Below are 21,661 nucleotides of genomic sequence, written 5' to 3'. Positions count from 1 at the left end.
AGTTGACTAAACAACTAGGATTATCGCGCGCCGGTACGACCGCGGTCAACGCAGCTGGTCACGCCGCCCCTGGCTCACACTTCCTGCAGCGGCTCGGATGGCTCGACCAGCCTGGCCCCGGCAAGCGGTACGAGGCGTCCCTCGACGATGGCCCCGGGATGCATTTCGAGCGTCTTGTAGGTCAGATCGCCGTGCACCCGGGCCTTGGGTTGCAGCTCGACGTATTGGCTGACCTCGATCGGTCCTGTGATCTGACCATTCAGGATAAGGTGGCTGCAATTGACCCGACCATTGATATGGGCCTTTTCCGACACCACCAGCGTGCCGTTCTTTTCGTCCTGTGCCACCACGTTGCCGACCACTGCACCGTCGATGCGCAGTCCACCGACAAACTGTACATCGCCGCTCACGGTACTGCCGTGTCCGATCAGGCTGTCGATCCGCTGGCTGCCCTTCTTGTTCTTGAACATCACACGCCTCCCGTCTTCTTCTGACATTGCGCAACTACCCTGGCATCGCCCGCCGCCAGGAATCTCGCCTCCAGTTGCATGGGCCTGGCGCCCGGCGGCAAGGTGATCTCGCCTTCGATCCGCTGATAATGCCGCATCCGCACCGGTTGCCTGGATGCTTGCATCCGTTGCTGCTGCGCGGCGCCATCCTTGAGCAGCACGCTGATCAACAGCTCGCCTTGCAATTCGGCAGTGCGATCGACGCCTTGCACCAGCAGTACGCGGTAACGCCAGCGCACGCCTGTGCGCGGCTCGAACTCACATGCGGCAAACCGTGCGGGGCTTGCGCGATCGTTGCTGGTAAGCAGACTGTCGAAAAACGCGAGGGCTTCACGCGCCTGTGCCGCCTCCTGCTGCGCCTGCGCCAGCGCCTGTGCAAGGGCGCTGCGCGCCGATTCGGCCATCCTGAGCTGCTGATGCAGTGTGTCCTCGCGTATCCGACTCGCATCGAGCGCACTGCGGTTGGTCTGCGCATCGGTCACACGTGACGACAAGTCTGCCGCAGCCGACTCCAGGCCACGCAGGTAACCCCAATACGCAGCGCCGCCGCCGATTCCGGCGGCAACCGAGAGCATGCAGCACCATCGCCACAACCTGCCGCGCCAACCCAGCGCCGGCTGCAGCACCATCGGTGCGGCCGACAGACGTGCACGGCGCAGACGGCCCAGCTTGCGCAGCGGCATCAGCAGTCCATCCGCAACGGCCACAGCCCCATGCTGTGTTGGGGCCCTGTGGCAGCCGGACAAGCAGCGGCCACGCCTGGGCCGGCCATGTTGAAGACCATCATGGAGATACCGACGTGGACGATATCCGTCTGCGGCTTTCCCACATCATCATCGGTCTGGATTCCACGGAGCATGCTGCCCTCGCATCGGTGCCGTTGCAACAGCGCCCGATTCTAGCAGCTCTCCTTACTGACGCGACCGCCGCGCTTTGCGCCAGCACAGACGCTGTCAACTCGTGGCAACAAAAAAGCCGCAACATGTGCGGCTTTCCTGATTGCTGCAGCAGCTTAACGCTTGGAGAACTGCTTGCGGCGACGGGCCTTGTGCAGACCGACCTTCTTACGCTCGACTTCACGCGCATCGCGGGTCACGAGGCCGGCGGCCTTGAGCGCGCCCTTCAGATCGGCATTGAAGTCAATCAGCGCGCGGGTGATGCCGTGACGCACGGCGCCGGCCTGGCCGGTTTCACCACCACCGCAGACATTGACCAGGATGTCGAACGATTCGAGGCTCTGGGTCACTTCCAGCGGCTGGCGGACGACCATGCGGCCGGTTTCGCGGGCGAAGTACTGATCCAGCGGCTTGCCGTTGACGACGATGTTGCCGTTGCCCTTGGCCAGGAACACGCGGGCGATTGCGCTTTTGCGGCGGCCGGTGCCGTAATGATACTTACCTACCATGATGACTATCCTTAGATGTCCAGCGTTGTCGGCTGCTGCGCGGCATGCGGATGATCATTGCCGGCATAGACCTTCATCTTCTTGATCATGGCATAGCCGAGCGGACCCTTCGGCAGCATGCCCTTGACCGCAGTTTCCAGCACGCGGCCGGGGAACTTGGCCTGCAGCTCGCTGAAGGTGCGCTCGTAAATGCCCCCAGGGTGGCCCGAGTGGCGGTAGTACTTCTTCGAAGTGGCCTTGTCGCCGGTCACGCGCAGCTTGTCTGCGTTCACCACCACGATGTAGTCGCCAGTATCGACGTGCGGCGTGTATTCGGCTTTGTGCTTACCACGCAGACGCTTGGCGATCTCAGCCGCGAGACGGCCCAGCACCTTGTCGGTGGCATCGACAACGAACCACTCGCGCTTTACCTCGTGCGGCTTGGCAGAAAAGGTTTTCATGACTGCTCGTTCCAATTATTCAGAATTCGAGAAAGTCGCGGATTTTAGACCCTATGGCAATGGGGTGTCAACGGCTTTGCCGGGTTTGGTGGATCGCGCGCAAAAAAAACGCAACCCTGACGGATTGCGCTGAATTCCACCAAAGAAGGAGGATGGAGGAGACAACATCAAGGCAAGCCCTGACGTTGCAGTACCAAGTGTATGCGAAGCGACCGCCATTAGCAAGTGCTACTTGTGCAGCGCAGCATAAAAACGGACCGACCTGACTGTATGCCTTGACGCGGTGCGTGGGCGCCTTCAGGCGGGGCATCTCACCACGCAGCCCCCGGCCGGGATGGCCGACAGAATCGGCGCTTCACGCACTACGTGCCCTGCCCGGCCTGTATATCGCGCAGCCTGATTCGTCCGCCGAACGGCAAATGATTAGAATGCCCGTTTCGCATCACGACATCAGGAAAAGCCAAAGATGAAGGTTCGCCTCAAGTGGGTGGAGGAAGTGAGCTTCCTTGCGCAGTCCGAATCGGGTCATGCCGTACTGATGGACGGCCCGCCCGAAGGCGGTGGCCGCAATCTGGGGCCGCGGCCGATGGAAATGGTGTTGATGGGTACCGCCGGCTGCGCCACGTACGACGTGATCCATATCCTGAAGAAAAGCCGTGTGGACGTGCGCGATTGCGTGGTCAGCGTGGATGCGGAGCGGGCACCGGAAGATCCCAAGGTATTCACCCGCATCCACCTGCATTTCACTGTCACCGGCCGCAGCCTCAAGCCCGAGCAGGTGGCGCGCGCGATCAAGCTGTCGGCCGAGAAATACTGCTCGGCATCGATCATGCTGGGCAAGACGGCACAGATCACCCACGACTTCGAGATCGTCGAAGCAGCCTGACCCGATCCGCTCAGAGCGCGGCGAGGTTGCGCTTGAGCAGCAGGCCTGCGGCAGTCACCAGCACGATGCCCGCCAGGGTGGCGATCAGCACGGCCAGCGAATTGCGCTGCCCGGATTGCATCGATTCATGGGCCATCTGCTCGACCAGCCGTTCCTTGTAACGGGCGTGTTCGGCCAGTGCCAGCGTGAGCCGTTCGCCAGCCGGTTTCCATTCGCTTTCGATCAGCAGCACGGCCGCTTCACGGTTGGCGCTATTGGAGGCGGACAGCACCTTCTCCAGCGCGCTGCGGTATTGCTCGAACAACTGCCGGTCGCGCTGCAGAAGCTCCCGGTCGCGGGCTGTGACTGCGAGCCCGGCGGCATATTCCTGCAGCTGTTTTTCGATCGACTCGATGTTGCGCCGGACAATGCGCTCGTGCGGCACCTTGCGCTCGGGACGGTCATAGGAGAGGTGATAGAGCGCGTTCACCCGGATCAGCAGGAAATCGCGCTCGATGCCTGACAGGGTGGCAAGACTGTGGATGAGCGTCTGGTCGGTGTGGCGCAGCGTCTCCGACAGCCGTTGCGAGCCGAGAAAGCCGATCAGGCCGGTCGCCAGCAGTGCGACGATGGCGCCCGCAATGATCGCGATCAGGCGCTGATTGACCGTCAGCTGCATGGCGGCCCTCTCATGCCACCGCCATCCCGGTCGGACCGGTCGGTGCAGGCATAGCCTGCGACAGGCTCGGGCGCGGCCAGATAGTCGACCAACGCACCTTCGATCGCCATCTTCCTGAGCGTGCCCCGCTTGCCCAGGTAATGCATGCAGCAGGCGAACACCGCGTGCGCCGCGCAGAACACCACGAAGCACAGCCCGGCCATGCCATGCACCTGACGCAGGAGTCCGACAGCCGGACCGCTCAGCAGCACGGGCACCTTCCACCCCAGCACCGGTTTGCCGGCGGCATAGGCCAGTGCCAGCAGGGTACCGCTGCAGGCAAGGAAACCGACCGTGCCGTAGAGCAGCGCGTGCAGCACCCGTGCAACATGCACCTGCTGTGCATCCAGCCCGTCCGGAGTGGGCGTACCAAAGGCACTAAACAGCATCAACTGCAGCAGCTGCGCCAGGAAGAGCAGCTGGCCGGCAATCAGGTGGACATCGAGCAGCACCGCCCTCAGCGATGGCGCGGGCGGGAACCGGGCCAGCACCAGCGCGCTGCCCAGCGTCAGCAGCACCAGGCCCGCTGTGCCCCAATGCAGCAGCACCGAAAGCGGGTGGTAGCGGGCGGGATGGGCGACTGAGCTCATGGCAGATCGATATCGCTGGGTTGATCGACCTTGCCTTCGGTCTCGGTGTAGAGCCAGGCATAAGGCAGGCCGACCAGCAGCGCCCCGCCGACCAGATTGCCAAGCGTGGCCGGCACCAGGTTCTGCAGCACGAATTCGGTGGTGGTCACCTCCAGCCCGGCCAGCATCGCCGCCGGGATGAAGAACAGGTTGGCAATGCTGTGCTCCATGCCCAGCGCCACAAAGGTCATCACCGGCGCCCAGATCCCGACCATGCGCCCCAGCGTATCCTTCGCCGAATAACCCTGCCAGGCGGCCACACAGACCAGCATATTGGCAAGCACGCCCTTGATGAACACCACCAGGAAGGGCTGGTGCACCTTGTGCTCTGCCAGCCGTTGCAGATACGGCGTCCAGGGTTGGGTGGCGTCGAGCATACCGGTAAGGTAGGCAAACCCCCAGGCCGCGAACAGCGCCCCGATGAGGTTGCCCAGATAGGACAGGCACCAGACCCGCGCCACTTCCTCAAGGCGGATCTGGCGGCGGAACAACGGCACCATCTGCATGGCACAGTTGGAAGTGAAGAGATCGGCGCCGGTCAGCACCACGGCGATGAATCCCACCGGGAACACCGCGCCGAACAACAGCTTGTCCAGCCCCGGATTGGCCGCCAGAAGACCGGTGGCCCCGCCCGCCACCACCAGCGCCAGCAGACCGCCCAGTGCGATGTAGATGCCGCCCAGGCACGACATCACCAGCAACCGGGGCGGGTGCAGCCCCGCCTTGTGACGCGCCGCGTCGTTGATGTAGTTGACGAGATACGATGGCGTCAGGATCTGGGCCATGAAGACGGTCCGGTTCGATGGTGAAGGCAATCAATCATAAAGCAGGCGGCACGTCGACCGGCAGCGCCAACGGGAAAGGCACCCACGGTACCCTTCCCGATGGCATGGCCGTCGACGGATCAGGCGGCGTCCTTCGCCATCACCGTCCCGGGCACCGGTGTCCGGCGCGCCAGTTCACGCTGCACAAAGAGTTTCATCGCCACCGATACCGCCAGCGCCACCAGGAAGATCGCCGCAAACACCGTGGTCATCGCCGCATAGCTGCCGGTGGCTTCGCGCAGGAACGAGGCGAACGATGAGCCGACCAGGCCCGCCATCGCCCACGCGGTCAGCACATAACCATGGATGGCGCTGACCTGCTTGGTGCCGAACAGATCGCCGATGTAGGCCGGCAGTGTGGAGAAACCGCCGCCGTAGCAGGTCATGATCAGGTACAGCACCACCTGGAACATCAGCACTTCGTTCAGCGAAGGCAGCAGGTAGAACGCCAGCACCTCGATCAGGAAGAACGCGATATAGGTATTGGGGCGACCCAGCACGTCCGAGAACGATGCCCACGCCAGGCGGCCGGCACCGTTGAACAGCCCGATCATGCCGACCACCGCGCCGGCGGCCAGCGCCCCCATGCCGGTCACCTCCTGCGCCATCGGCGAGGCCACCGAGATCACCGCGATGCCGCAGGTGATGTTGATGAACATCATCAACCACAGCCCATAGAACGGCTTGGTCTTGACCGCCTCATTGGCGGTCATCGGCATTAGGTCCATCTGCGGCCTCTTCCTGCCACCGGCGACGGCGGCGTCAAAGCCCGCGGGACGCCAGTCGGCCGGTGGTGGTGCCAGATAGCGTGCCGAGGCCAGCATCACCAGCGCATAGAGCGTACCCAGTGCGAAAAAGGTGTTGGCGATGCCCACCGACTGGATCAGCTCGGCCATCAGCGGCGCGCCCAGGAACGAGGCGAAGCCAAAACCCATGATGGCAAGCCCGGTGGCAAGGCCGCGCCGGTCGGGAAACCATTTCATCAGCGTGGAGACCGGCGTCACATAGCCGGTACCGAGGCCGATGCCGCCGATCACGCCGTAGCACAGATAGAGCAGCCACAGATTGCCCAGCTCGATCGCAACGCCCGATCCGAGCAGCCCCACCGACCAGAAGATCGCCGAAAGGGTGCCGGAAAAGCGTGGGCCGCGCTTCTCGACCACATGGCCCATCACCGCAGCGGACATGCCGAGCATGAAGATGGCCAGCCCGAAGGCGAAACCCACCTCCTTGAGGCTCCAGCCCATCTGCGCCATCAACGGCTTGGAAAACACACTCCATGCGTAGACTGAACCGATCGAGATGTGGATCCCCACGCCCGATGCGGCAATCAACCACCGGTTCTTGACCTTCATCGCTTTGCTCCCTGTGTCACAGCCTGTACCGCCGCAGCGGCGCCATCGGCCGGCGGCACGGAAGGCGTGCTGCCGCGGGCGGCACGCTGTCGGCACGCACCGGACATCGATGGCTCGATATGGGAGTCAGCTTGCACCGATAGGCGGGAAGCGGGATTGACAGGCATCAACCGCGGCGAACCCGGCGCCGTGATTGTTGCCAGGGGCAGGCTCAGAAGCGGTAGGCGAGCGTGGTCATCACCTTGGAGGCAGCACCCATCAGTGTCCTGACCGGCACCGGCAGCGGGGCCGCGCCCAACTGGTCGGCAAGCTCGGCGTGCTGGGTCTCGTCCAGGTGCATCTGCTCGACGATGGCGCGGCTCTTGGCATCCTGGGGCGGCAGCTGACGCAGATGGCCCGCCAGATGGGCGCCGACCTGGCGCTCGGTCTCGGCCAGGAAACCCAGGTTCCAGCGATCGCCGACCAGCCCCGCGGTCACCCCGATGGCAAGGCTGCCGGCATACCACAAGGGATTGAAGAGGCTGGTGTGCCCGCCCAGCTCGTGGATGCGCCGTTCGGTCCACGCCAGGTGCTCGACTTCCTCGTGCGCGGCCCGGCGCAACGCATCGCGCATGGCGGGATCGCGGGCGGTCAGCGCCTGGCCCTGGTAGAGCGCCTGGGCGCAGATCTCGCCGCAGTGGTTGACGCGCATCAGGCCGGCCGCGTGGCGGCGCTGGGCGTCGTCCAGCTCGGTCTCCTCCACATGTGCATCCGGATGCGCCCTGGCGCTGGTCGCGCGCGCAGCCAGTGTGCGCAAGGCGGTGTCGAATTCGCAGATCAGGGTATCGAGCGTAGGCAGTCTGGGCATGGCGGCGACCTCATGGAGCGCGGGCAATTCTAACACCGGGCCCATGCTATGATTGGCCCCGATTTTTACTCTGGTGACGATCCCGATGAAATCCATGCTTTTCGCTGCACTTATCGCCCTCGCCGGAACCGCCTTCGCGGCTGATCCGCAAGTCGAGCTGACGACCAACAAGGGCAAGATCGTGCTTGAACTCTATCCCGAGCAAGCCCCCGCCTCGGTCGCCAACTTCCTGCAGTATGTGCGGGACAAGCATTACGACGGCACCCAGTTCCACCGCGTGGTGCGCGACTTCGTGGTCCAGGGTGGCGGCTACGACGCCAAGGGCAACCAGAAGCCCACCCGGCCCCCGATCAAGAACGAAGCCAAGGCCACCGTCGAGGCCGGCCTCAAGAACGACCGCGGCATGCTGGCGATGGCACGCACTGGCGATCCACACTCGGCCACCAGCCAGTTCTACATCAATCTGAAGAACAACGATTCGCTGAACTGGCCCTCGTTCGACGGCTGGGGCTATACCGTATTCGGCAAAGTGATTTCGGGCATGAACGTGGTGGATGAGATTGCCAAGGTGCAGGTGATGCCAGGCGACGCACCGGCGGAGCCTGTGGTGCTGCACAGCGCCCGCGAACTGCCGCCGGCCAAGGAAGAGCCCAAGGCCGCCAAGCCGGCCAAGACCAGCAAATAATCGAAAGGAGCACGCCATGACAACCCATGTGAAACTGACCACCAGCCTCGGCGAGATCGAGCTGGAGCTGGATGAGGCCAAGGCCCCCAAGACCGTGGCCAACTTTGTGCAGTACGTGAACGACGGCCACTACGACGGCACGGTGTTCCACCGTGTCATCAACGGCTTCATGGTGCAGGGCGGCGGCTTCGAGCCGGGCCTGAAGCAAAAGCCCGCGCGCGATCCGATCGAGAACGAGGCCGCCAACGGCCTGAAGAACGAAGCCTATACCGTGGCGATGGCACGCACCCCCGACCCGCATTCGGCGTCGGCGCAGTTCTTCATCAACGTGGCCAACAACGACTTCCTCAACTTCCAGATGCCGACGCCGCAAGGCTTCGGCTATGCCGTGTTCGGCAAGGTGGTCAAGGGCCGCGAGGTGGTCGACGCCATCAAGGGTGTCAAGACCGGCAGCCGTGGTTTTCATCAGGACGTGCCGGTCGAGGACGTGCTGATCGAGAAGGCCGAGGTGCAGCAGTAGCAGGCTGCCCTCTGGCTGCCCCCGAAACGCGGCTCCGGTAGCCGCGTTTTTCGTTCGCATGGCAACATGCGCTCTTTCCCAGCGCCCGCCTGCCATCGTGCCCCGTCCGGTCCTCCTGATTTCCGACCTGCACCTCTCACCTGCCGACCCGGCCACGGCGGCGGCCTTCGCGCATTTCGCCGACGGACCGGCCCGCGAGGCGGCGGCGTTGTACATCCTTGGCGATCTCTTTGAGGTATGGATCGGTGACGACCAGTTGCGCGAGCCGTTCTATGCCGCTGTCGCAGCCCGGCTGACCGCGCTGGGCGCAGCAGGCGTGCCGGTCTACTTCATGCCCGGCAACCGGGACTTCCTGTGCGGTGCGCGCTTTGCCCAGGTCGCCAGGCTCACCCTGCTGCCCGATCCGACCGTGATCGCCCCATTCGGCACACCACTGCTGCTGATGCACGGCGACACCCTGTGCACCGACGATGCCGGCTACCAGCGCTTTCGCCGGGTGGTACGCAACCGCATGGTGCAATGGCTGTGGCGGCACCTGCCCTACGGCTGGCGCAACCGCGAGGCGGGTGCGCTGCGTGCCCGGTCGCAGGCAATGAACCGCGGCAAGGCATCCTATGTGATGGATGTGAACCGCGATGCAGTCACACACGCCATGCAGGCAGCCGGCGTCGCCTTGCTGGTGCATGGCCATACCCACCGCCCGGCGCGGCATAACGAAACATCCGGCACGCGCTGGGTGCTGCCGGATTGGCACGAAGGCCAGGGCGGATTGCTGCGCCTGACGCAGCAGGATGCGCGCTTGCTGACACTGGCAGGCGAACCACTCGCCGATCCCGCCCCGCTTCAGCCACCCGGATAGCCGCGCACAGCGGCAAGCACACGGGCCAGCACGGCTTCGGGCGGAGGATCGGCTTCGATCCGCAGCACGTCGGTCTCGTCGGCACCTGGCAGCTCCAGCGCATCGAACTGGGTTTGCAGCAGGCGTGCATCCATGAAGTGGTCGTGCCGTGCAGCGAGCCGGGCCGCCAGTTGTGCCGGCGTGACTTCCAGATGGATGAACAGTACACGCGGATTGTCCCGCCGGATGCAGTCGCGGTAGACGCGCTTGAGCGCCGAACAGGCAATCACGCCGCGCCGGCCCTGACGCGCCAGACTGAACACCACGTCGTTGATCCGCGCAAGCCACGGGGCACGGTCGGTATCGTCCAGTGGCTGTCCTGCCGCCATCTTCAGCACATTGGCACGCGGATGCAGGTCGTCCCCATCGATGAAGCGCGCACCGAGCGCGGTGGCCAATGCTTCGCCCAGCGTGCTCTTGCCGCTGCCGGAAACCCCCATCACGATGCAGGTGGGTGCAGCGGCCCGGGTCGTACCCATGTCATGCCCACCCATCATGGTTGCGGCCGTCCAGGCAGGCGACCCGGGTGGCGATGCCAAGAGGCATCGGCCAGTGGCCCGGTCGTAGTGCCGTACCGCTGCCACAGGACGTTGCTGCGGACGACAGCCTCAGGGGAACGCGTGCCGGCCGCCCGGCCCTCCACTCCGGCTGCGCCGGTACGATGCGGTAGCCGCCTTCGCAGCGCCTGGGTCGTTTGGCAGGCAGCGACACGCAGGCACCGGTCACACACGGTGGCCGTCCTGTGCATCATGGGCAAGGTGACGCCAATGGCTGGGAGCAGGATGGGTAATGCAGGCATGGCATTCGGGCATCGGTTGCGCTGCTGATCACTGTAGCACCGCAGCCACGGCGGCCCTACCGCGGCTGGGCCACCTGCCACACGTTGCGGGCCCGGACCGCCCGATCCAGGGCGCCGGCATGCCCCGCCCGAGGCGGGACGCACCGGCGATCCGATGTTCAGGCGGCCAGCGCGACGATGTTGCGCTCGGCGTCGGCCATCGCTTCGGCCTTCTTCTGCTCACCCATGTTCACCCCCTCGGCACGCACGAAGCGCACGTCGGTGATGCCGAAGAAGTTGAATACCGTGGTCAGGTACGCTTCCTGATGGTCGAGCGCGGACATGGCCTGCGACGAGTACACGCCGCCGCGGCTGGAGGCGACGATGACGGTCTTGCCGCCGGCAAGGCCGACCGGCCCCTCGGCGGTGTATTTGAAGGTGCGCCCGGACTGGGCCAGCCGGTCGATCCACGCCTTGAGCTGGCTCGGTACCGAAAAGTTGTACATCGGCGCGCCGACCACCACCACGTCGGCAGCGAGAAACTGCTGCAGATACGCTTCGGTCTGCGCAAGCTCGGCCTTTTGCAGTTCGTTGTGCGTCTCGGCCGCGGTGAACTGCGCGCCCAGGATTTCGCCGGACAGGTGCGCCGGGGCCTGATCGGCCAAGTCCAGGTATTGCACCTCGGTGCCTGGATGGGTGGCCTGCCACTGGGCGACGATACGCGCGGTCAGCTGGCGCGAGACGGAATTGGCGGCAAGCACGCTGGAATCGATATGCAGCAGTTTCATGATGCGCTCTCCTTATAGGGTAACCGTGCGGTTCGGTATGGGAGAGATTCTGCTGATGTGGTGATTGGCTGATAAGCATGCCAAAATGCAATTGATTGTTCCACCAGCAGGACGATCTGCGATGCAAGACCTGAATGACATGCTGTACTTCGCCGAGGTGGTCGAGCGTGGGGGCTTTGCCGCCGCCGGGCGCATGCTCGGCATCCCGAAATCGCGGTTGTCCAGGCGCGTGGCCGAGCTGGAAGCACGGCTGGGCGTACGGCTGTTGCAACGCACCACGCGCAAATTGTCGCTGACCGAGATCGGCGAGATCTATTACCGCCATTGCGCGGCAATGCGTGAACAGGCCGCCGCCGCCGACGAAGCCATCGCCCGGGTGCAGGCCGAACCGCGCGGCACAGTGCGCGTGGCGTGCCCGGTCACGCTGGCGCAGACCATCGTCGGCCAGATGCTGCCGCATTTCATGGCTGCGCATCCCTTGGTACGGGTGGACATGCTGGTCACCAACCGGGTGGTGAACCTGGTCGAGGAAGGCATCGACGTGGCACTGCGGGTACGCGCCACCCTGTCCGACAGCGGCAGTCTCGTGGTCAAGCAACTGGGCGTGACCGCCACCGTACTGGCGGCAAGCCCGGCGCAATTGCAGCGCCAGGGCCGGCCGACGCGGCCCGAGGAACTGTCGCAGCTCGACACGGTGGCAATGTCCGCGCCGGACGGGCGTGCCACCTGGAAGCTGCTGGGCCCGGACGGCGCGGAGTTCACCTACCAGCATCAACCGCGCTATATCGCCGACGACCTGCTCACGCTCAAATTCGCCGTCCTGGCCGGCATCGGCGCCACCTACCTGCCCGACTACCTGTGCCTGGAGGAGCTGCAGAACGGCCAGCTGGTCCCGGTGCTGCCCGGCTGGGCACCGCTGCCCGGCGTGGTGCACGCAGTCTTCCCGTCGCGGCGCGGGCTGGTGCCGGCCGTGCGCAGCTTTCTGGACTTCCTCGGCGAGACCATGCCTGGGCATGCCAATGTGTATGGGGTGTCGGCGCGGCTGTAGATTGTCCGATGCTCGTGCAAGCACAGGCCCTGCCCGTTCGTCATAACGTGCTTGCCTGCATCGTCCACCCTACGTAATTTCCGTGCACCCGCCTGCCCAGGCCTGCCACTCCCATTCCAATAAGATGACACCCTGCCTCCCCTTACTGCGCGGCTTGGCGATGGCCGCCGCCGTGTTCGCCATTCCCGCTGCCGGCGCCCCCACCACCGTGGCTGGCGGGCTGTTGCCGGTGACGGCGCTGGATCATTACAGCGAAGACAACGCCGCGTCCCGCCGGGGCAGCGAGGGGCAGGCCATCGACGAGATCGATGTCCTCACCGGCGGGGTGCGGCTGAGCCTGCCGCTGTTCACCCTGCCCGGCGCCGGCGATTCCTTACAACTGTTCTGGCAGCACAACACGCTCGAACCGTTCACCGAACCCATCCATGGCGTGCGGGTGCGCGGCAACAACGCGCCCTCGCAATCACGCCCGCCCACTTACACGCTGGAACTGCCGGACGGCAGCACCCAGTTGTTCCATGCAGCGCCCCAGCTTGGGACCCACCTCTACCGCACCGCCAGCAACTGGCTGCTGTCGGCCTACACCGGCATGGGTGGCATTACCCAGGCGCAATGGCTCAAGTCACCGGATGGCACGGTGTACACCCTGGATGTGGTGCAGCGCGACGTGAAGCGGGTGTACGCCGCGGCCATCGATCCCCAGGTGTTCGCGGCGCCGCGTGGCTTCGACCCCCGCAAGCAAGCCTTCGCCAAAGGTGCCGGCGGGGCGTTCAACTACCACCTGCCCAGCGCCAGCGTGGATGCCAACGGCAACCGGGTCACCTACAGCTATCAGGATGAACTGCTGACCGGGATGTACGCGGCGGACGGGCGCCGTATCGAGATCGCCTGGAACCGGCTGCAGCAGCGGCCGACGCTGGTGACCAGCGGTGGGCGGCGCTGGCAGATCGACTACGTCGGCGAGACCTTCTCCAGCGGCCTGGTGCCATTGGACGGCACGGTGGTGCTGACCCAGCCGGACAACCAGACCTGGCACTTGCAGTGGACCAACTGGGAAGTCTTCATGGCGGACCATGCGTGGAACCGCAGCAGCTATCCGTTGTTCCGCAGCGTGCGCTACCCCACCGGCGGCGTCACCGAGTTCGCGTACACCCGGTTCGTGGCCGGTGCGATCGAGCAGTTGCCGTGTGCGGGGAGCGAGTGCAACCCGACCCCGTGGGAGCCGTACTTCCGCGAAAAATCCCGGCCGGCCCTGGCCAGGAAGACCACCTCGGACGGCGGCAGCTGGGTGTACCACCACTATCACGATCTGGCGCAGCACGGGGTGCTGTCCATCGTGCCCACCCGCAACTCGCCGACGCCGCCGGGCAACCAGGGCGCCTTCTCGAACATACGCCAGGTGACGGCGCCGAGCGGGGTGACCCGCTATACCTTCTTCACCCCGTACGACATCCGGAACTGCGCGCAGGACGTCTGGCAGTCGGGATTGCTGCTGGAGAAGGACGTCGCAGGGCTGCACACCGAACGCTACGCCTGGCGCAAGGCGGTGATCGGCCCGCAGCCGGTGTTCTTCAACGAGCACTACTGCACGGCGGCGGACAGTGCGGTGCCGCTGCTGGCCGACCAGACCATCACCCGCAACGGCAAGGTGTTCCACACCCGCTACAGCGGCCACGACCCCTACGGCCGGGTCGGACTGATCGTCGAGACCGGCGATGCCGGCAACCCCCGCGTCACCCGCCGCAGCTACCTCACCGATACCGGCCGCTGGCTGATGGACCAGGTGCGCAGCGAGACCGTGCACGCCAGCGAGACCGCCCCGGCCTTCAGCAGCCTGAGCCGCGACTACGACGCGCTGGGCAACCTGCTGCGCGAGACCCGCGACGGCGTGGTGCGCAGCTTCACCTACCAGGCCGACGGCCAGCTGGCCAGCGCCACCGACCCGCGTGGCTTCACCACCCGCTACAGCAACTACCACCGTGGCCTGCCGCGCACCGAGGTGCGGCCGGTGGCCACCGGCGTGGTCAACGCTGCCTGCCCGCTGGGCAGCGACCTCACGCTCACCCGCACCGTCGACGACTACGGCAACGTCACCAGCCTGACCAATGGCCGGCGCCTCACCACCGGCTACCAGTACGACGCGATGAATCGGTTGATCGCGATCACGCCGCCACAGGGGGCGGCCACCCAGATCAGCTGGCAGGCCACCGGCCGCACACTGACCCGCGGCAGCTACAGTGACAGCCAAAGCTGGGACGGCTTCGGCCGGCCGGTGGCCAGCACCGTCAACGGCATCACCGTGACCCGCCGCTTCGATGCGGCCGGGCGGCAGACCTTCGAGAGCCACCCCAACCAGAGCGTGGGCGACAGCACCGCCTACGACGCGCTCAACCGCGTCACGCAGGTGACCCACGCCGACGGTACCTACCGCAGCTATGGCTACAGCGGCAGCGCGGTGGCCGAAGTGAATGCCCGCGGCTACCAGACCTCGTCGTTCTACCAGGCGTTCGGCGATCCGGACGACAAGGCGCTGATCAAGGTGGTGCCGCCGGTGGCCGAGGCGGTGACCGAGATCGAGCGCGACCTGCTGGGCAAGGTGCGGACGGTACGGCAGAACGGGGTGACGCGCAGCTGGGGCTACGACAGCCGGCACTACCTGGTGAGCCGCACCGATCCGGAGACCGGCACCACGGTGCTGGGACGCGATGCGGCGGGCAACCTGATCAGCAGCAAGGTGGGCAGCCAGGGGCAGGTGAACTACGGCTACGACGCGCAGCAGCGGCTGGTGACGGTGAGCTACAGCGACGGCAGCGCCGAGAGCGTGTGCCGGCGCTACGACGGCAACGGCAACCTGATCGGCCTGGAGACCGGCACGGTCAAGCGCAGCCAAGCGTTTGACGCCAACGACAACCTGACCACGGAAACCCTGGTGGCGGCGGGGCGGACGCTGACGCTGCAGCACGAATACGACGCCCACGACGCGCGCAGCGCGGTGGTGTACCCGAGCAACCGGCGGGTGGACCTGGCCCCGGACGCGTTCGGCCGGCCGACCCGGCTGGGCGAGGTGGTGCCGCTGCTGCAGTACAACGCGCGCCACCAGCTGGTGCGCTGGCAAGGCGCCAACGGCCGCCAGGACCATACCGAGTTCAACGCCCGCGGTTGGCCGGTGGCGCACCGGGTGATCCCCGCCCAGGCGCAGATCCCGCCGCAGCCGGTGGCCCCGGCCCCGGTGGCCGCCCCCGGCGCCCCCCCGGTCGCCCCGGCCCAGCCGGCGCAGCCGGGCGTGCCCGAACCCAACGAGGTGAACGCCGACCAGGGCTGCCGCGCCGCCTACCCGGAACCGCAAGGCAGCTCGGACGGCGCGGAGCGGGCCCGCTTCGAATGGCGCCGCAATCAATACGAACCGTGCGTGGCCAACTGGCAGGCCAAGGGCTCGGAGTGGCGCAGCGGCAACGGCGCCTGCCTGTACAAGCACCCCAAACCGGTGTGTAACCACAGCCGCTGCCACGAAGACAGCTATTACCAGAACGCGCTGCGCACCTGGTCCGCCGCGGTCGCCGCCTGCACCGACGACTGGCGCTACCGGGTGGGGGTGTGGGACAGCTACCACGCCGCCTACGCCACCTGGCAGGGCCAGTACGCCCACTACCAGCAACAACAGGCCGACTACACCGCCCGGCAACAGGCGTATGCCCGCTACCAGGCCGACCTGGCGGCCTACCAGCAGGCGCTGGCCGCCTACCAACAGGCGGTGGCGGCGGCCCAGCCGCTGATCGACAGCCGCTGGGACTACGACGGCAACGGCAACGTGCTCGCCATCACCGACACCGCCCACGCCGCCTGGAACCGCAGCTTCGGCTACGACGGGCTGGACCGGCTGACCGTGGCCAACGCCCCGGCGGTGTGGGGCAACGGCAGCCTCGGCTACGACGGCAACGGCAACCTCAAGCACCAGGCCTTTGGCGCCTGGCGCCTGGACTACGGCTACGACGCCAGCCAGAAGCTCAAGACCGTCACCGGCGGCCGGCGCTACACGCTGGGCTACGACGGCTGGGGCAACGTCACCACCCGGGGCGACGGGCTGGCCTACCAATACGACGCCGCCGGCAGCCTGCGCTGGGTGAACAAGGGCGCCGCCAGCCAGATCGCCTATACCTACGACGGTGGCGGCACCCGGGTGCTGAGCCAGGGCAACGGCCTCAACCGGCTGGCGTTCAGCGGCGCCGACGGGCTGCTGTACCATGAGATCGACCTGGCCACCGGCAGCAGCGAGGACTTCATCTACCACGGCCGCAGCAAGCTGGCGGACATCCAGGGCAGCAGCACCACCTGGTACCACAGCGACCCGGCCGGCAGCCCGCTGGCGGCGACCAACCAGAGCGGCACACTGCTGTGGCGGACCCACTACCGGCCGTACGGCGAGAAGCTGGTGGGGGCCACCACCGAGAACACCCAGTGGTTCACCGGCAAGCCGCATGAGGACAGGATCGGGCTGAGCGACTATGGGGCGCGCTGGTACGACCCGGTGCTGGGGCGGTTCATGGCGATTGATCCGGTGGATTGGGTGGGGCGGAACACGATTCATTCGTTCAATCGGTATGGGTATGCGAACAGCAATCCAATGCGGTTTGTTGATCCGGATGGTAGATGGGCTGAGGATATATTTATCGGCGTACCCAGCTTAATTCTGGGGATGAATAGCTTTATCTCTAATGCATCTAAAGGGAAACTGCAAGAGGCATCAGTTGATGCAATCGGAATGCTGGCTGATGTAGCTGGAATCGCCGCTCCCGGAGTTACCGGGGGTGCCGCCTTTATTATTGGGGCAGCTCGCTCAACCAAAAATACAAGCATGACAATGTCAACCAGCAGATTGGCTCATGCATCAAGGCATTTAGTAGATGCTGGCATTATAAATGCGACAAAAAACTCGAAATTAGCGCTAGAAAAAACTGCTGAAATAGTATCGGAGATTACATCTGGAACTCCATTGGCAAAAAATTACACCATGAAGCGAGGAGGAGTACCTGTTGATGTATATATAGGAAAAGTTCAAGATATTAATGTTGCAGTGTACGTAGCAGCAAAGGACACAGATAAATTCAAGACAGGGGAACTGGTAACCACAATTACGCCTAGCAAATCCCAAATGGATAGTTACAAAAATGGAGGCAAGGGTGAATAAGCAAGATTATTTCCTAAATACAGTTTACATACCCGGGATAGGTCATGAAGACTTACCTTCAATTTTTTGCTTAAGCCTGTGGGAACATGAAATTCCCTGGAGTGAGGACGACTTCTACAACGCCGCTGGGTTTGACAAAGAAACTACATTTGTTTCTATTGTGAACTCTGAAGCGTATTTTGCTGCATACGTGACCAAGACAATTCGCACCCCCCCCGAAATAGATTTCAGCTCGAATTGTAAAGAATTATTAAATAAAATGTTAGAAGCTGGGGCACAACTGGCATGGATAGCAGAAGAATTTTGGGCGGAAACTCAAATCTATGAAAATACTTTGCCAATTAGCGGGGAAATAGTGGGCTATGCCACCTTGGATCAAGGTCCTGTTTTATGCCCTTTGGACGGCGACGAAATAATTGGATTGAACCACCAGCACCTGGAGGGATTTCTCGAAACAAAGAAGCGTTTGGTAAAATTATAAAGCAGCGCACTGGCAATTTAGATTTTTATAAAAATAGATTGGTGACCCAGATACTAAGTTTTTAACAAGTAAGGTAAATCAACCCGCATAGGCGCAATCTGGATTGACCTCCTCCCAACTAACTGAGCGGTCGAAACTAGAGATTTCCGGCGTCAAGGTGGGCGAGCCGGAACTCACTCGGGGTCAGGTCGCCCAGCGAACTGTGCGGCCTGAATTCGTTGTAATCCACTCGCCAGCGTTCGATCTTGTCACGGGCATCGTCCAGCGACAGAAGCCAGTGCACGTTCAAGCATTCGTCCCGTAGGCTGCCGTTGAACGACTCGATGAACGCATTATCCGTGGGTTTGCCCGGACGCGAGAAATCCAGCGTCACCCCATGCTCATACGCCCATTGATCCAGCGCCACCGAAATGAATTCGCTGCCGTTATCCACCCGAATCCGTTGCGGCGTCCCACGCAGGGCTTGCACATGCTGCATCGTCGCCACCACATCGGCCGCTTTCAGCGCGAAATCCACCGTGATCGCCAGGCTCTCCCGGCTAAAATTATCGACCACAGTTAACGCCCGGATTTTCTGGCCGTTGAACAACTGATCGGCGACGAAATCCATGCTCCAGCAGTCGTTCAAACTGGAGATAGTCGGTCGTTCCTGCCGGTGGGCCGCGGCCACACGGCGTTTCGGCCGTTTGCGCCGTAGATTCAAGCCTTCCTCGCAGTAAATCCGGTAGGTCTTCTTGTGATTGATCAGCCAGCCCTCGCGCCGTAGCAATACGTGGATACGTCGCGCCCCATACCGGATGCGCGTGGCGGCAATCTCCCGAATTCGCTGGCGCTAAGCGCGATCATCGCGTGGCCGTGGCCGATAAAAGTAAGTGGCTTGGCGCAATTGAATGACTGCCGTGGCGCGACGGATGCTGATGCGGTAAGCATGGATCAGGAAATTCGCCAGCTCGCGCTTGCGAGCCGGCTTCACAGCTTTTTTTGGATGACCTCCTGCAACATCTGCTTGTCCAGGCTCAGGTCGGCCACCGTGCGCTTGAGGCGCGCGTTCTCTTCTTCCAGCTGCTTCAATCGGCGCAGCTCAGTCACGCCCAGGCCGCCGTACTTCTTCTTCCAGTTATAAAAGGTCGCTTCGCTCACGCCCATCTTGCGGCAGACCTCTGCCACTGTCGTGCCTGACTCGGCCTGGCGCAGCGCAAACGCGATCTGCTCTTCGGTGAACTTTGACTTTCTCATGACAAATCTCCTGCCCGGATGGGCATCAAATTTGCCAGAAATCTCTACTTTTGAACGCTACGGTTTTACGGGAGGAGGTCACCCCTCCCTGGGCATCAGAACCGGTAATTGGCCGTCAACACCGCGTTGCGCCGTTCGCCGTAGCCGCAGTCCTGATTCCTGCCGCGACACCACGAGACATATTCCTTGTCCGCGACATTCTGCAGGTTGAGCCGCAGATCCCAGGTGCCGACCGCGTAGCCGAGCATGGCGTCGTACAAGGTGACCGAGGGGACCACCGGGTTGCCGGCGTTGCCGGTGACTGAACCGACGTACCGTGCACCCAACCCCACCCGCCATGCGCCCACGCGGTATTGCGCCCAGGCCGAGGCAGTCTTGTCGGGCACCGAGGACAGCGGCTGGCCGGTACGCTCGTTCACCGCGTGCAGGTTCATGTAGTTGGCCATCAGTTCGAGCCCCCCCATCCGGTGACGCAGTTCCAGCTCCCAGCCATCGGTCCTGGCGCCCACCTGCTCGACCCCGCCTGGCGTCGCACCGTCGGCGATGCGGTCCTTCTGCTTGATATCGAACCAGGCAAGCGCCGCGGAGGTATTGCCGGATTCGGACAGATATTTCACCCCGGCCTCCTTTTGTTCCCCGGTAGTGGGCTTGAGATAGTTGGCGCTGCCGGTGCCGTCGGTTCCCAGGTTGGGCGAGAACGCGGTAGCCTTGCTGATATAGGGTGCCAGACCATTCGCAAAGCGGTACATCAGCCCGACGCGCCAAGTGGTCGCGCTGTTGCGCACCACCGTGTCGGATGCGCCGATGTTGAGCACGGTGTTGCGGGCGCGGTCGCGGCGCAGCGCGGTCGACAGCAACCAGGGGCCCCACTCGATGTGGTCCATCAGATAGATGCCGGTCTGGACGATCTTGTTGTCGGGCCGGTCGCTGAAGGTGAGCGCCGCCGTGTTCACCAGCCCATAGACCGGGTTGTACACGTTGATCATGCCGCCGCCGGTGGCGGCACTAATGTAGTTGTACTCTTCCCACAATACGTCCTGGTAATCGATGCCCACCGCCACCGTATGGCGTGTCGGCCCGAGGTTCACGACGCCCTCCACGCGCACGTCGGAAGCCAGCACATCGGTCTTGCGATCGGCGGCATGCACGGTACGCGTCATGTTGCCGGCATCGTCCGGCACCGCGCCGACCGTGGTGTAGTGCTCCCTGGTCTCACTGGCCGAATGGGTTTTGCGCACGCTGGCCGACAACTTCCACACCGGGGCAAGCTGCTGATCCCAGAACAGGCCGATTTCATTCTTGCGTGTGTCATAGCGATCCCAGCCGGGTTCGCCGACAAACCGGTCGGTGGGGATCCTGCCCAGCGGTGCCGGATCGAGGGTGCCCTTGGCAGGCAGGAATTGCGCGGAGACCTGGCTGTCGTTCTGCTGGTGGGTGAATTGCAGGGTGACCTTGGTATCGGCGTTGGGCTGCCAGGTCAGTGCGGGCATCAACACCAGCGCGTCGTCCTCGACATGCTCCACCTGAGTGCCGCTGTCGCGCTTGAGCGCCACCAGCCGGAACAACAGGCTCTGGTCCTCGTTCAGCGGTCCGGTCAGGTCGGTGGCGATCTGCTTGCGGTCGTACATGCCCCATTGCAGTTCGACCTCACGCGCGGCGGTCTTCTGCGGCCGCTTGCTGACCACGTTGACGATGCCGCCCAGGTCGGACTGGCCATATAGCACCGACGACGGCCCCTTCAGCACCTCGACCCGCTCCATCGTATAAATCTCGGGCCGCACATTGTTGTAGAACCCGTATGCGCCGCGCAGGCCGTCCAGATACGCCGAAGGCGTCAGCCCCCGCACCGCCGACCAGTCGCCGCGGGTATCGAAGCCGTAGCGGCCGGCATACACCCCGGCGCTGTACAACAACGCATCCTGGACATTCTTGGCGCCGGCCTCGCGGACCTGCGCGGCATCGACGATGCTGATCGAGAACGGCGTGTCCTGCACGCTGATCCGGCTCTTGCCGACCGCGGCCGGGCGGATCTGCGTGACCAGGGGGTCTGCGGCCGGCACCGGGCTTGCCACCACCGTCACTGCCGGCAGGGTGGTTTCGGTGGCCGGGGACGGCTCCGGCTGCGCCTGGGCGATCGGCAAGGCGAACAGGCCGCCGCCGACCAGCGCGGCGCATGCCCGGTGCACAGCGACGGCCAGCGGGCGCGGTTGCAAACGGATGATGGGGGTATGGGTAAGGAACAGAGTCATGGTATGGGAGGCGGTTGCGTTTCTGTAGAGGATTCTTTCTGCGTCGGGGCTGGGCAAAGCCAGGCTTCATTCGGCCTGCAACCCACCACCGGCGCAGGCGGGCAGGCAGATGCAACGGACAGGCCAGGGTTAGAAGATCGAATAGTTTTTATTGAGAACTATTCGCATTATATTTCAGGAGGGTATGGCAGGCAATACGAG

19 protein-coding genes and 1 pseudogene are annotated in these 21,661 nt (G+C 64.0%); 7 read left to right on the top strand and 13 right to left on the bottom strand.

Going from position 1 to position 21,661, the window contains the following annotated elements; genetic code table 11:
- Positions 1–74: 74 nt before the first annotated feature.
- The 4 genes from N8I74_RS07625 to rplM all read right to left on the bottom strand — a co-directional run bounded on the left by N8I74_RS07625 (position 75) and on the right by rplM (position 2,354).
- Positions 75–470, bottom strand: a complete 396-nt coding sequence (locus N8I74_RS07625) for a bactofilin family protein (RefSeq protein ID WP_263126286.1) — start codon at positions 468–470, stop codon at positions 75–77.
- Positions 470–1,192, bottom strand: a complete 723-nt coding sequence (locus N8I74_RS07620) for a DUF6776 family protein (protein WP_263126285.1) — start codon at positions 1,190–1,192, stop codon at positions 470–472. The genes N8I74_RS07625 and N8I74_RS07620 overlap by 1 nt, the downstream gene beginning before the upstream one ends.
- 329 nt (positions 1,193–1,521) lie before the next feature.
- Positions 1,522–1,914: a 30S ribosomal protein S9 gene (gene rpsI, locus N8I74_RS07615; RefSeq protein ID WP_263126284.1), complete on the bottom strand. Its 393-nt coding sequence runs from the start codon at positions 1,912–1,914 to the stop codon at positions 1,522–1,524.
- An 11-nt stretch (positions 1,915–1,925) separates the two neighbouring features.
- The gene (gene rplM / locus N8I74_RS07610; protein ID WP_263126283.1) at positions 1,926–2,354 is read right to left on the bottom strand and encodes a 50S ribosomal protein L13; all 429 of its coding nucleotides are present in this window, start codon (positions 2,352–2,354) and stop codon (positions 1,926–1,928) included.
- Positions 2,355–2,820: 466 nt separating this feature from the next.
- On the opposite strand from rplM, the gene N8I74_RS07605 reads away from it, so the two are divergent.
- Positions 2,821–3,240: an OsmC family protein gene (locus N8I74_RS07605; RefSeq protein WP_263126282.1), complete on the top strand. Its 420-nt coding sequence runs from the start codon at positions 2,821–2,823 to the stop codon at positions 3,238–3,240.
- Between the two features lie 10 nt (positions 3,241–3,250).
- On the opposite strand, the gene N8I74_RS07600 is transcribed toward N8I74_RS07605, so the two are convergent.
- From N8I74_RS07600 to coq7, 5 genes are all read right to left on the bottom strand, one after another.
- Positions 3,251–3,898: an MCP four helix bundle domain-containing protein gene (locus N8I74_RS07600; RefSeq protein WP_263126281.1), complete on the bottom strand. Its 648-nt coding sequence runs from the start codon at positions 3,896–3,898 to the stop codon at positions 3,251–3,253.
- Positions 3,889–4,527 carry a cytochrome b gene (locus N8I74_RS07595; protein ID WP_263126280.1) on the bottom strand — a complete coding sequence of 213 codons (639 nt, stop codon included), beginning with the start codon at positions 4,525–4,527 and terminating at the stop codon, positions 3,889–3,891. The genes N8I74_RS07600 and N8I74_RS07595 overlap by 10 nt, the downstream gene beginning before the upstream one ends.
- Positions 4,524–5,351 carry a formate/nitrite transporter family protein gene (locus N8I74_RS07590; RefSeq protein WP_263126278.1) on the bottom strand — a complete coding sequence of 276 codons (828 nt, stop codon included), beginning with the start codon at positions 5,349–5,351 and terminating at the stop codon, positions 4,524–4,526. Before N8I74_RS07590 ends, N8I74_RS07595 begins: the two co-directional genes overlap by 4 nt.
- A gap of 119 nt (positions 5,352–5,470) precedes the next feature.
- On the bottom strand, positions 5,471–6,745 hold the full coding sequence (locus N8I74_RS07585; RefSeq protein ID WP_263126277.1) for an L-lactate MFS transporter: 1,275 nt from the start codon (positions 6,743–6,745) through the stop codon (positions 5,471–5,473).
- A gap of 211 nt (positions 6,746–6,956) precedes the next feature.
- Entirely contained in the window at positions 6,957–7,592 is a 636-nt protein-coding gene (gene coq7, locus N8I74_RS07580; protein ID WP_263126276.1) for a 2-polyprenyl-3-methyl-6-methoxy-1,4-benzoquinone monooxygenase, read from the bottom strand.
- 94 nt (positions 7,593–7,686) lie between these two features.
- Here coq7 and N8I74_RS07575 point away from each other — a divergent pair, with 94 nt between their 5' ends.
- The 3 genes from N8I74_RS07575 (at position 7,687) to N8I74_RS07565 (ending at position 9,656) form a co-directional block, all read left to right on the top strand.
- Entirely contained in the window at positions 7,687–8,277 is a 591-nt protein-coding gene (locus tag N8I74_RS07575; RefSeq protein WP_456298714.1) for a peptidylprolyl isomerase, read from the top strand.
- 16 nt (positions 8,278–8,293) lie between these two features.
- Positions 8,294–8,797 (top strand): peptidylprolyl isomerase, encoded by a 504-nt coding sequence (locus tag N8I74_RS07570; RefSeq protein WP_263126274.1) that lies wholly within the window; start codon positions 8,294–8,296, stop codon positions 8,795–8,797.
- A 97-nt stretch (positions 8,798–8,894) separates the two neighbouring features.
- Complete coding sequence (locus N8I74_RS07565; protein ID WP_263126273.1) at positions 8,895–9,656, top strand: UDP-2,3-diacylglucosamine diphosphatase; 762 nt, start codon at positions 8,895–8,897, stop codon at positions 9,654–9,656.
- Here the strand turns inward: N8I74_RS07565 and N8I74_RS07560 are convergent.
- Both N8I74_RS07560 and N8I74_RS07555 read right to left on the bottom strand, forming a co-directional pair.
- Positions 9,641–10,174, bottom strand: coding sequence for a gluconokinase (locus N8I74_RS07560; RefSeq protein WP_263126272.1), 534 nt, complete (start codon positions 10,172–10,174; stop codon positions 9,641–9,643). The two genes, N8I74_RS07565 and N8I74_RS07560, sit on opposite strands and share 16 nt — an antisense overlap.
- A 478-nt stretch (positions 10,175–10,652) precedes the next feature.
- A complete protein-coding gene (locus N8I74_RS07555) occupies positions 10,653–11,261 on the bottom strand; it encodes an FMN-dependent NADH-azoreductase (RefSeq protein ID WP_263126271.1) in 609 nt (202 codons plus the stop codon).
- A gap of 121 nt (positions 11,262–11,382) precedes the next feature.
- Between N8I74_RS07555 and N8I74_RS07550 the strand changes: the two genes are divergently transcribed.
- The 3 genes from N8I74_RS07550 (at position 11,383) to N8I74_RS07540 (ending at position 17,975) form a co-directional block, all read left to right on the top strand.
- The gene (locus tag N8I74_RS07550) at positions 11,383–12,309 is read left to right on the top strand and encodes a LysR family transcriptional regulator (protein ID WP_263126269.1); all 927 of its coding nucleotides are present in this window, start codon (positions 11,383–11,385) and stop codon (positions 12,307–12,309) included.
- Positions 12,310–12,433: 124 nt separating this feature from the next.
- Complete coding sequence (locus tag N8I74_RS07545) at positions 12,434–17,494, top strand: RHS repeat domain-containing protein (RefSeq protein ID WP_263126268.1); 5,061 nt, start codon at positions 12,434–12,436, stop codon at positions 17,492–17,494.
- Positions 17,487–17,975, top strand: coding sequence for a hypothetical protein (locus tag N8I74_RS07540; RefSeq protein WP_263126267.1), 489 nt, complete (start codon positions 17,487–17,489; stop codon positions 17,973–17,975). Before N8I74_RS07545 ends, N8I74_RS07540 begins: the two co-directional genes overlap by 8 nt.
- Positions 17,976–18,111: 136 nt before the next feature.
- On the opposite strand, the pseudogene N8I74_RS07535 reads toward N8I74_RS07540, so the two are convergent.
- Positions 18,112–19,211 (bottom strand): annotated as a pseudogene (locus tag N8I74_RS07535) (IS3 family transposase).
- Positions 19,212–19,306: 95 nt separating this feature from the next.
- Positions 19,307–21,460 (bottom strand): TonB-dependent siderophore receptor, encoded by a 2,154-nt coding sequence (locus N8I74_RS07530; RefSeq protein ID WP_263126266.1) that lies wholly within the window; start codon positions 21,458–21,460, stop codon positions 19,307–19,309.
- Between the last annotated feature and the right edge of the window lie 201 nt (positions 21,461–21,661).

Origin of the sequence: Chitiniphilus purpureus (genome assembly GCF_025642115.1) — a bacterium.
Lineage (GTDB): Bacteria > Pseudomonadota > Gammaproteobacteria > Burkholderiales > Chitinibacteraceae > Chitiniphilus > Chitiniphilus purpureus.
The sequence above is the reverse complement of the archived record's forward strand: the minus strand, read 5'-3'. Positions and strand labels throughout refer to the sequence as shown.

Excerpts from the sequence above, each read along its gene's own strand:
- N8I74_RS07625 (WP_263126286.1), bottom strand. The coding sequence starts at position 470 with ATGTTCAAGAACAAGAAGGGCAGCCAGCGGATCGACAGCCTGATCGGA.
- N8I74_RS07620 (WP_263126285.1), bottom strand. The coding sequence starts at position 1,192 with ATGCCGCTGCGCAAGCTGGGCCGTCTGCGCCGTGCACGTCTGTCGGCC.
- rpsI (WP_263126284.1), bottom strand. The coding sequence starts at position 1,914 with ATGGTAGGTAAGTATCATTACGGCACCGGCCGCCGCAAAAGCGCAATC.
- rplM (WP_263126283.1), bottom strand. The coding sequence starts at position 2,354 with ATGAAAACCTTTTCTGCCAAGCCGCACGAGGTAAAGCGCGAGTGGTTC.
- N8I74_RS07605 (WP_263126282.1), top strand. The coding sequence starts at position 2,821 with ATGAAGGTTCGCCTCAAGTGGGTGGAGGAAGTGAGCTTCCTTGCGCAG.
- N8I74_RS07600 (WP_263126281.1), bottom strand. The coding sequence starts at position 3,898 with ATGCAGCTGACGGTCAATCAGCGCCTGATCGCGATCATTGCGGGCGCC.
- N8I74_RS07595 (WP_263126280.1), bottom strand. The coding sequence starts at position 4,527 with ATGAGCTCAGTCGCCCATCCCGCCCGCTACCACCCGCTTTCGGTGCTG.
- N8I74_RS07590 (WP_263126278.1), bottom strand. The coding sequence starts at position 5,351 with ATGGCCCAGATCCTGACGCCATCGTATCTCGTCAACTACATCAACGAC.
- N8I74_RS07585 (WP_263126277.1), bottom strand. The coding sequence starts at position 6,745 with ATGAAGGTCAAGAACCGGTGGTTGATTGCCGCATCGGGCGTGGGGATC.
- coq7 (WP_263126276.1), bottom strand. The coding sequence starts at position 7,592 with ATGCCCAGACTGCCTACGCTCGATACCCTGATCTGCGAATTCGACACC.
- N8I74_RS07575 (WP_456298714.1), top strand. The coding sequence starts at position 7,687 with ATGCTTTTCGCTGCACTTATCGCCCTCGCCGGAACCGCCTTCGCGGCT.
- N8I74_RS07570 (WP_263126274.1), top strand. The coding sequence starts at position 8,294 with ATGACAACCCATGTGAAACTGACCACCAGCCTCGGCGAGATCGAGCTG.
- N8I74_RS07560 (WP_263126272.1), bottom strand. The coding sequence starts at position 10,174 with ATGGGTACGACCCGGGCCGCTGCACCCACCTGCATCGTGATGGGGGTT.
- N8I74_RS07555 (WP_263126271.1), bottom strand. The coding sequence starts at position 11,261 with ATGAAACTGCTGCATATCGATTCCAGCGTGCTTGCCGCCAATTCCGTC.
- N8I74_RS07550 (WP_263126269.1), top strand. The coding sequence starts at position 11,383 with ATGCAAGACCTGAATGACATGCTGTACTTCGCCGAGGTGGTCGAGCGT.
- N8I74_RS07545 (WP_263126268.1), top strand. The coding sequence starts at position 12,434 with ATGACACCCTGCCTCCCCTTACTGCGCGGCTTGGCGATGGCCGCCGCC.
- N8I74_RS07530 (WP_263126266.1), bottom strand. The coding sequence starts at position 21,460 with ATGACTCTGTTCCTTACCCATACCCCCATCATCCGTTTGCAACCGCGC.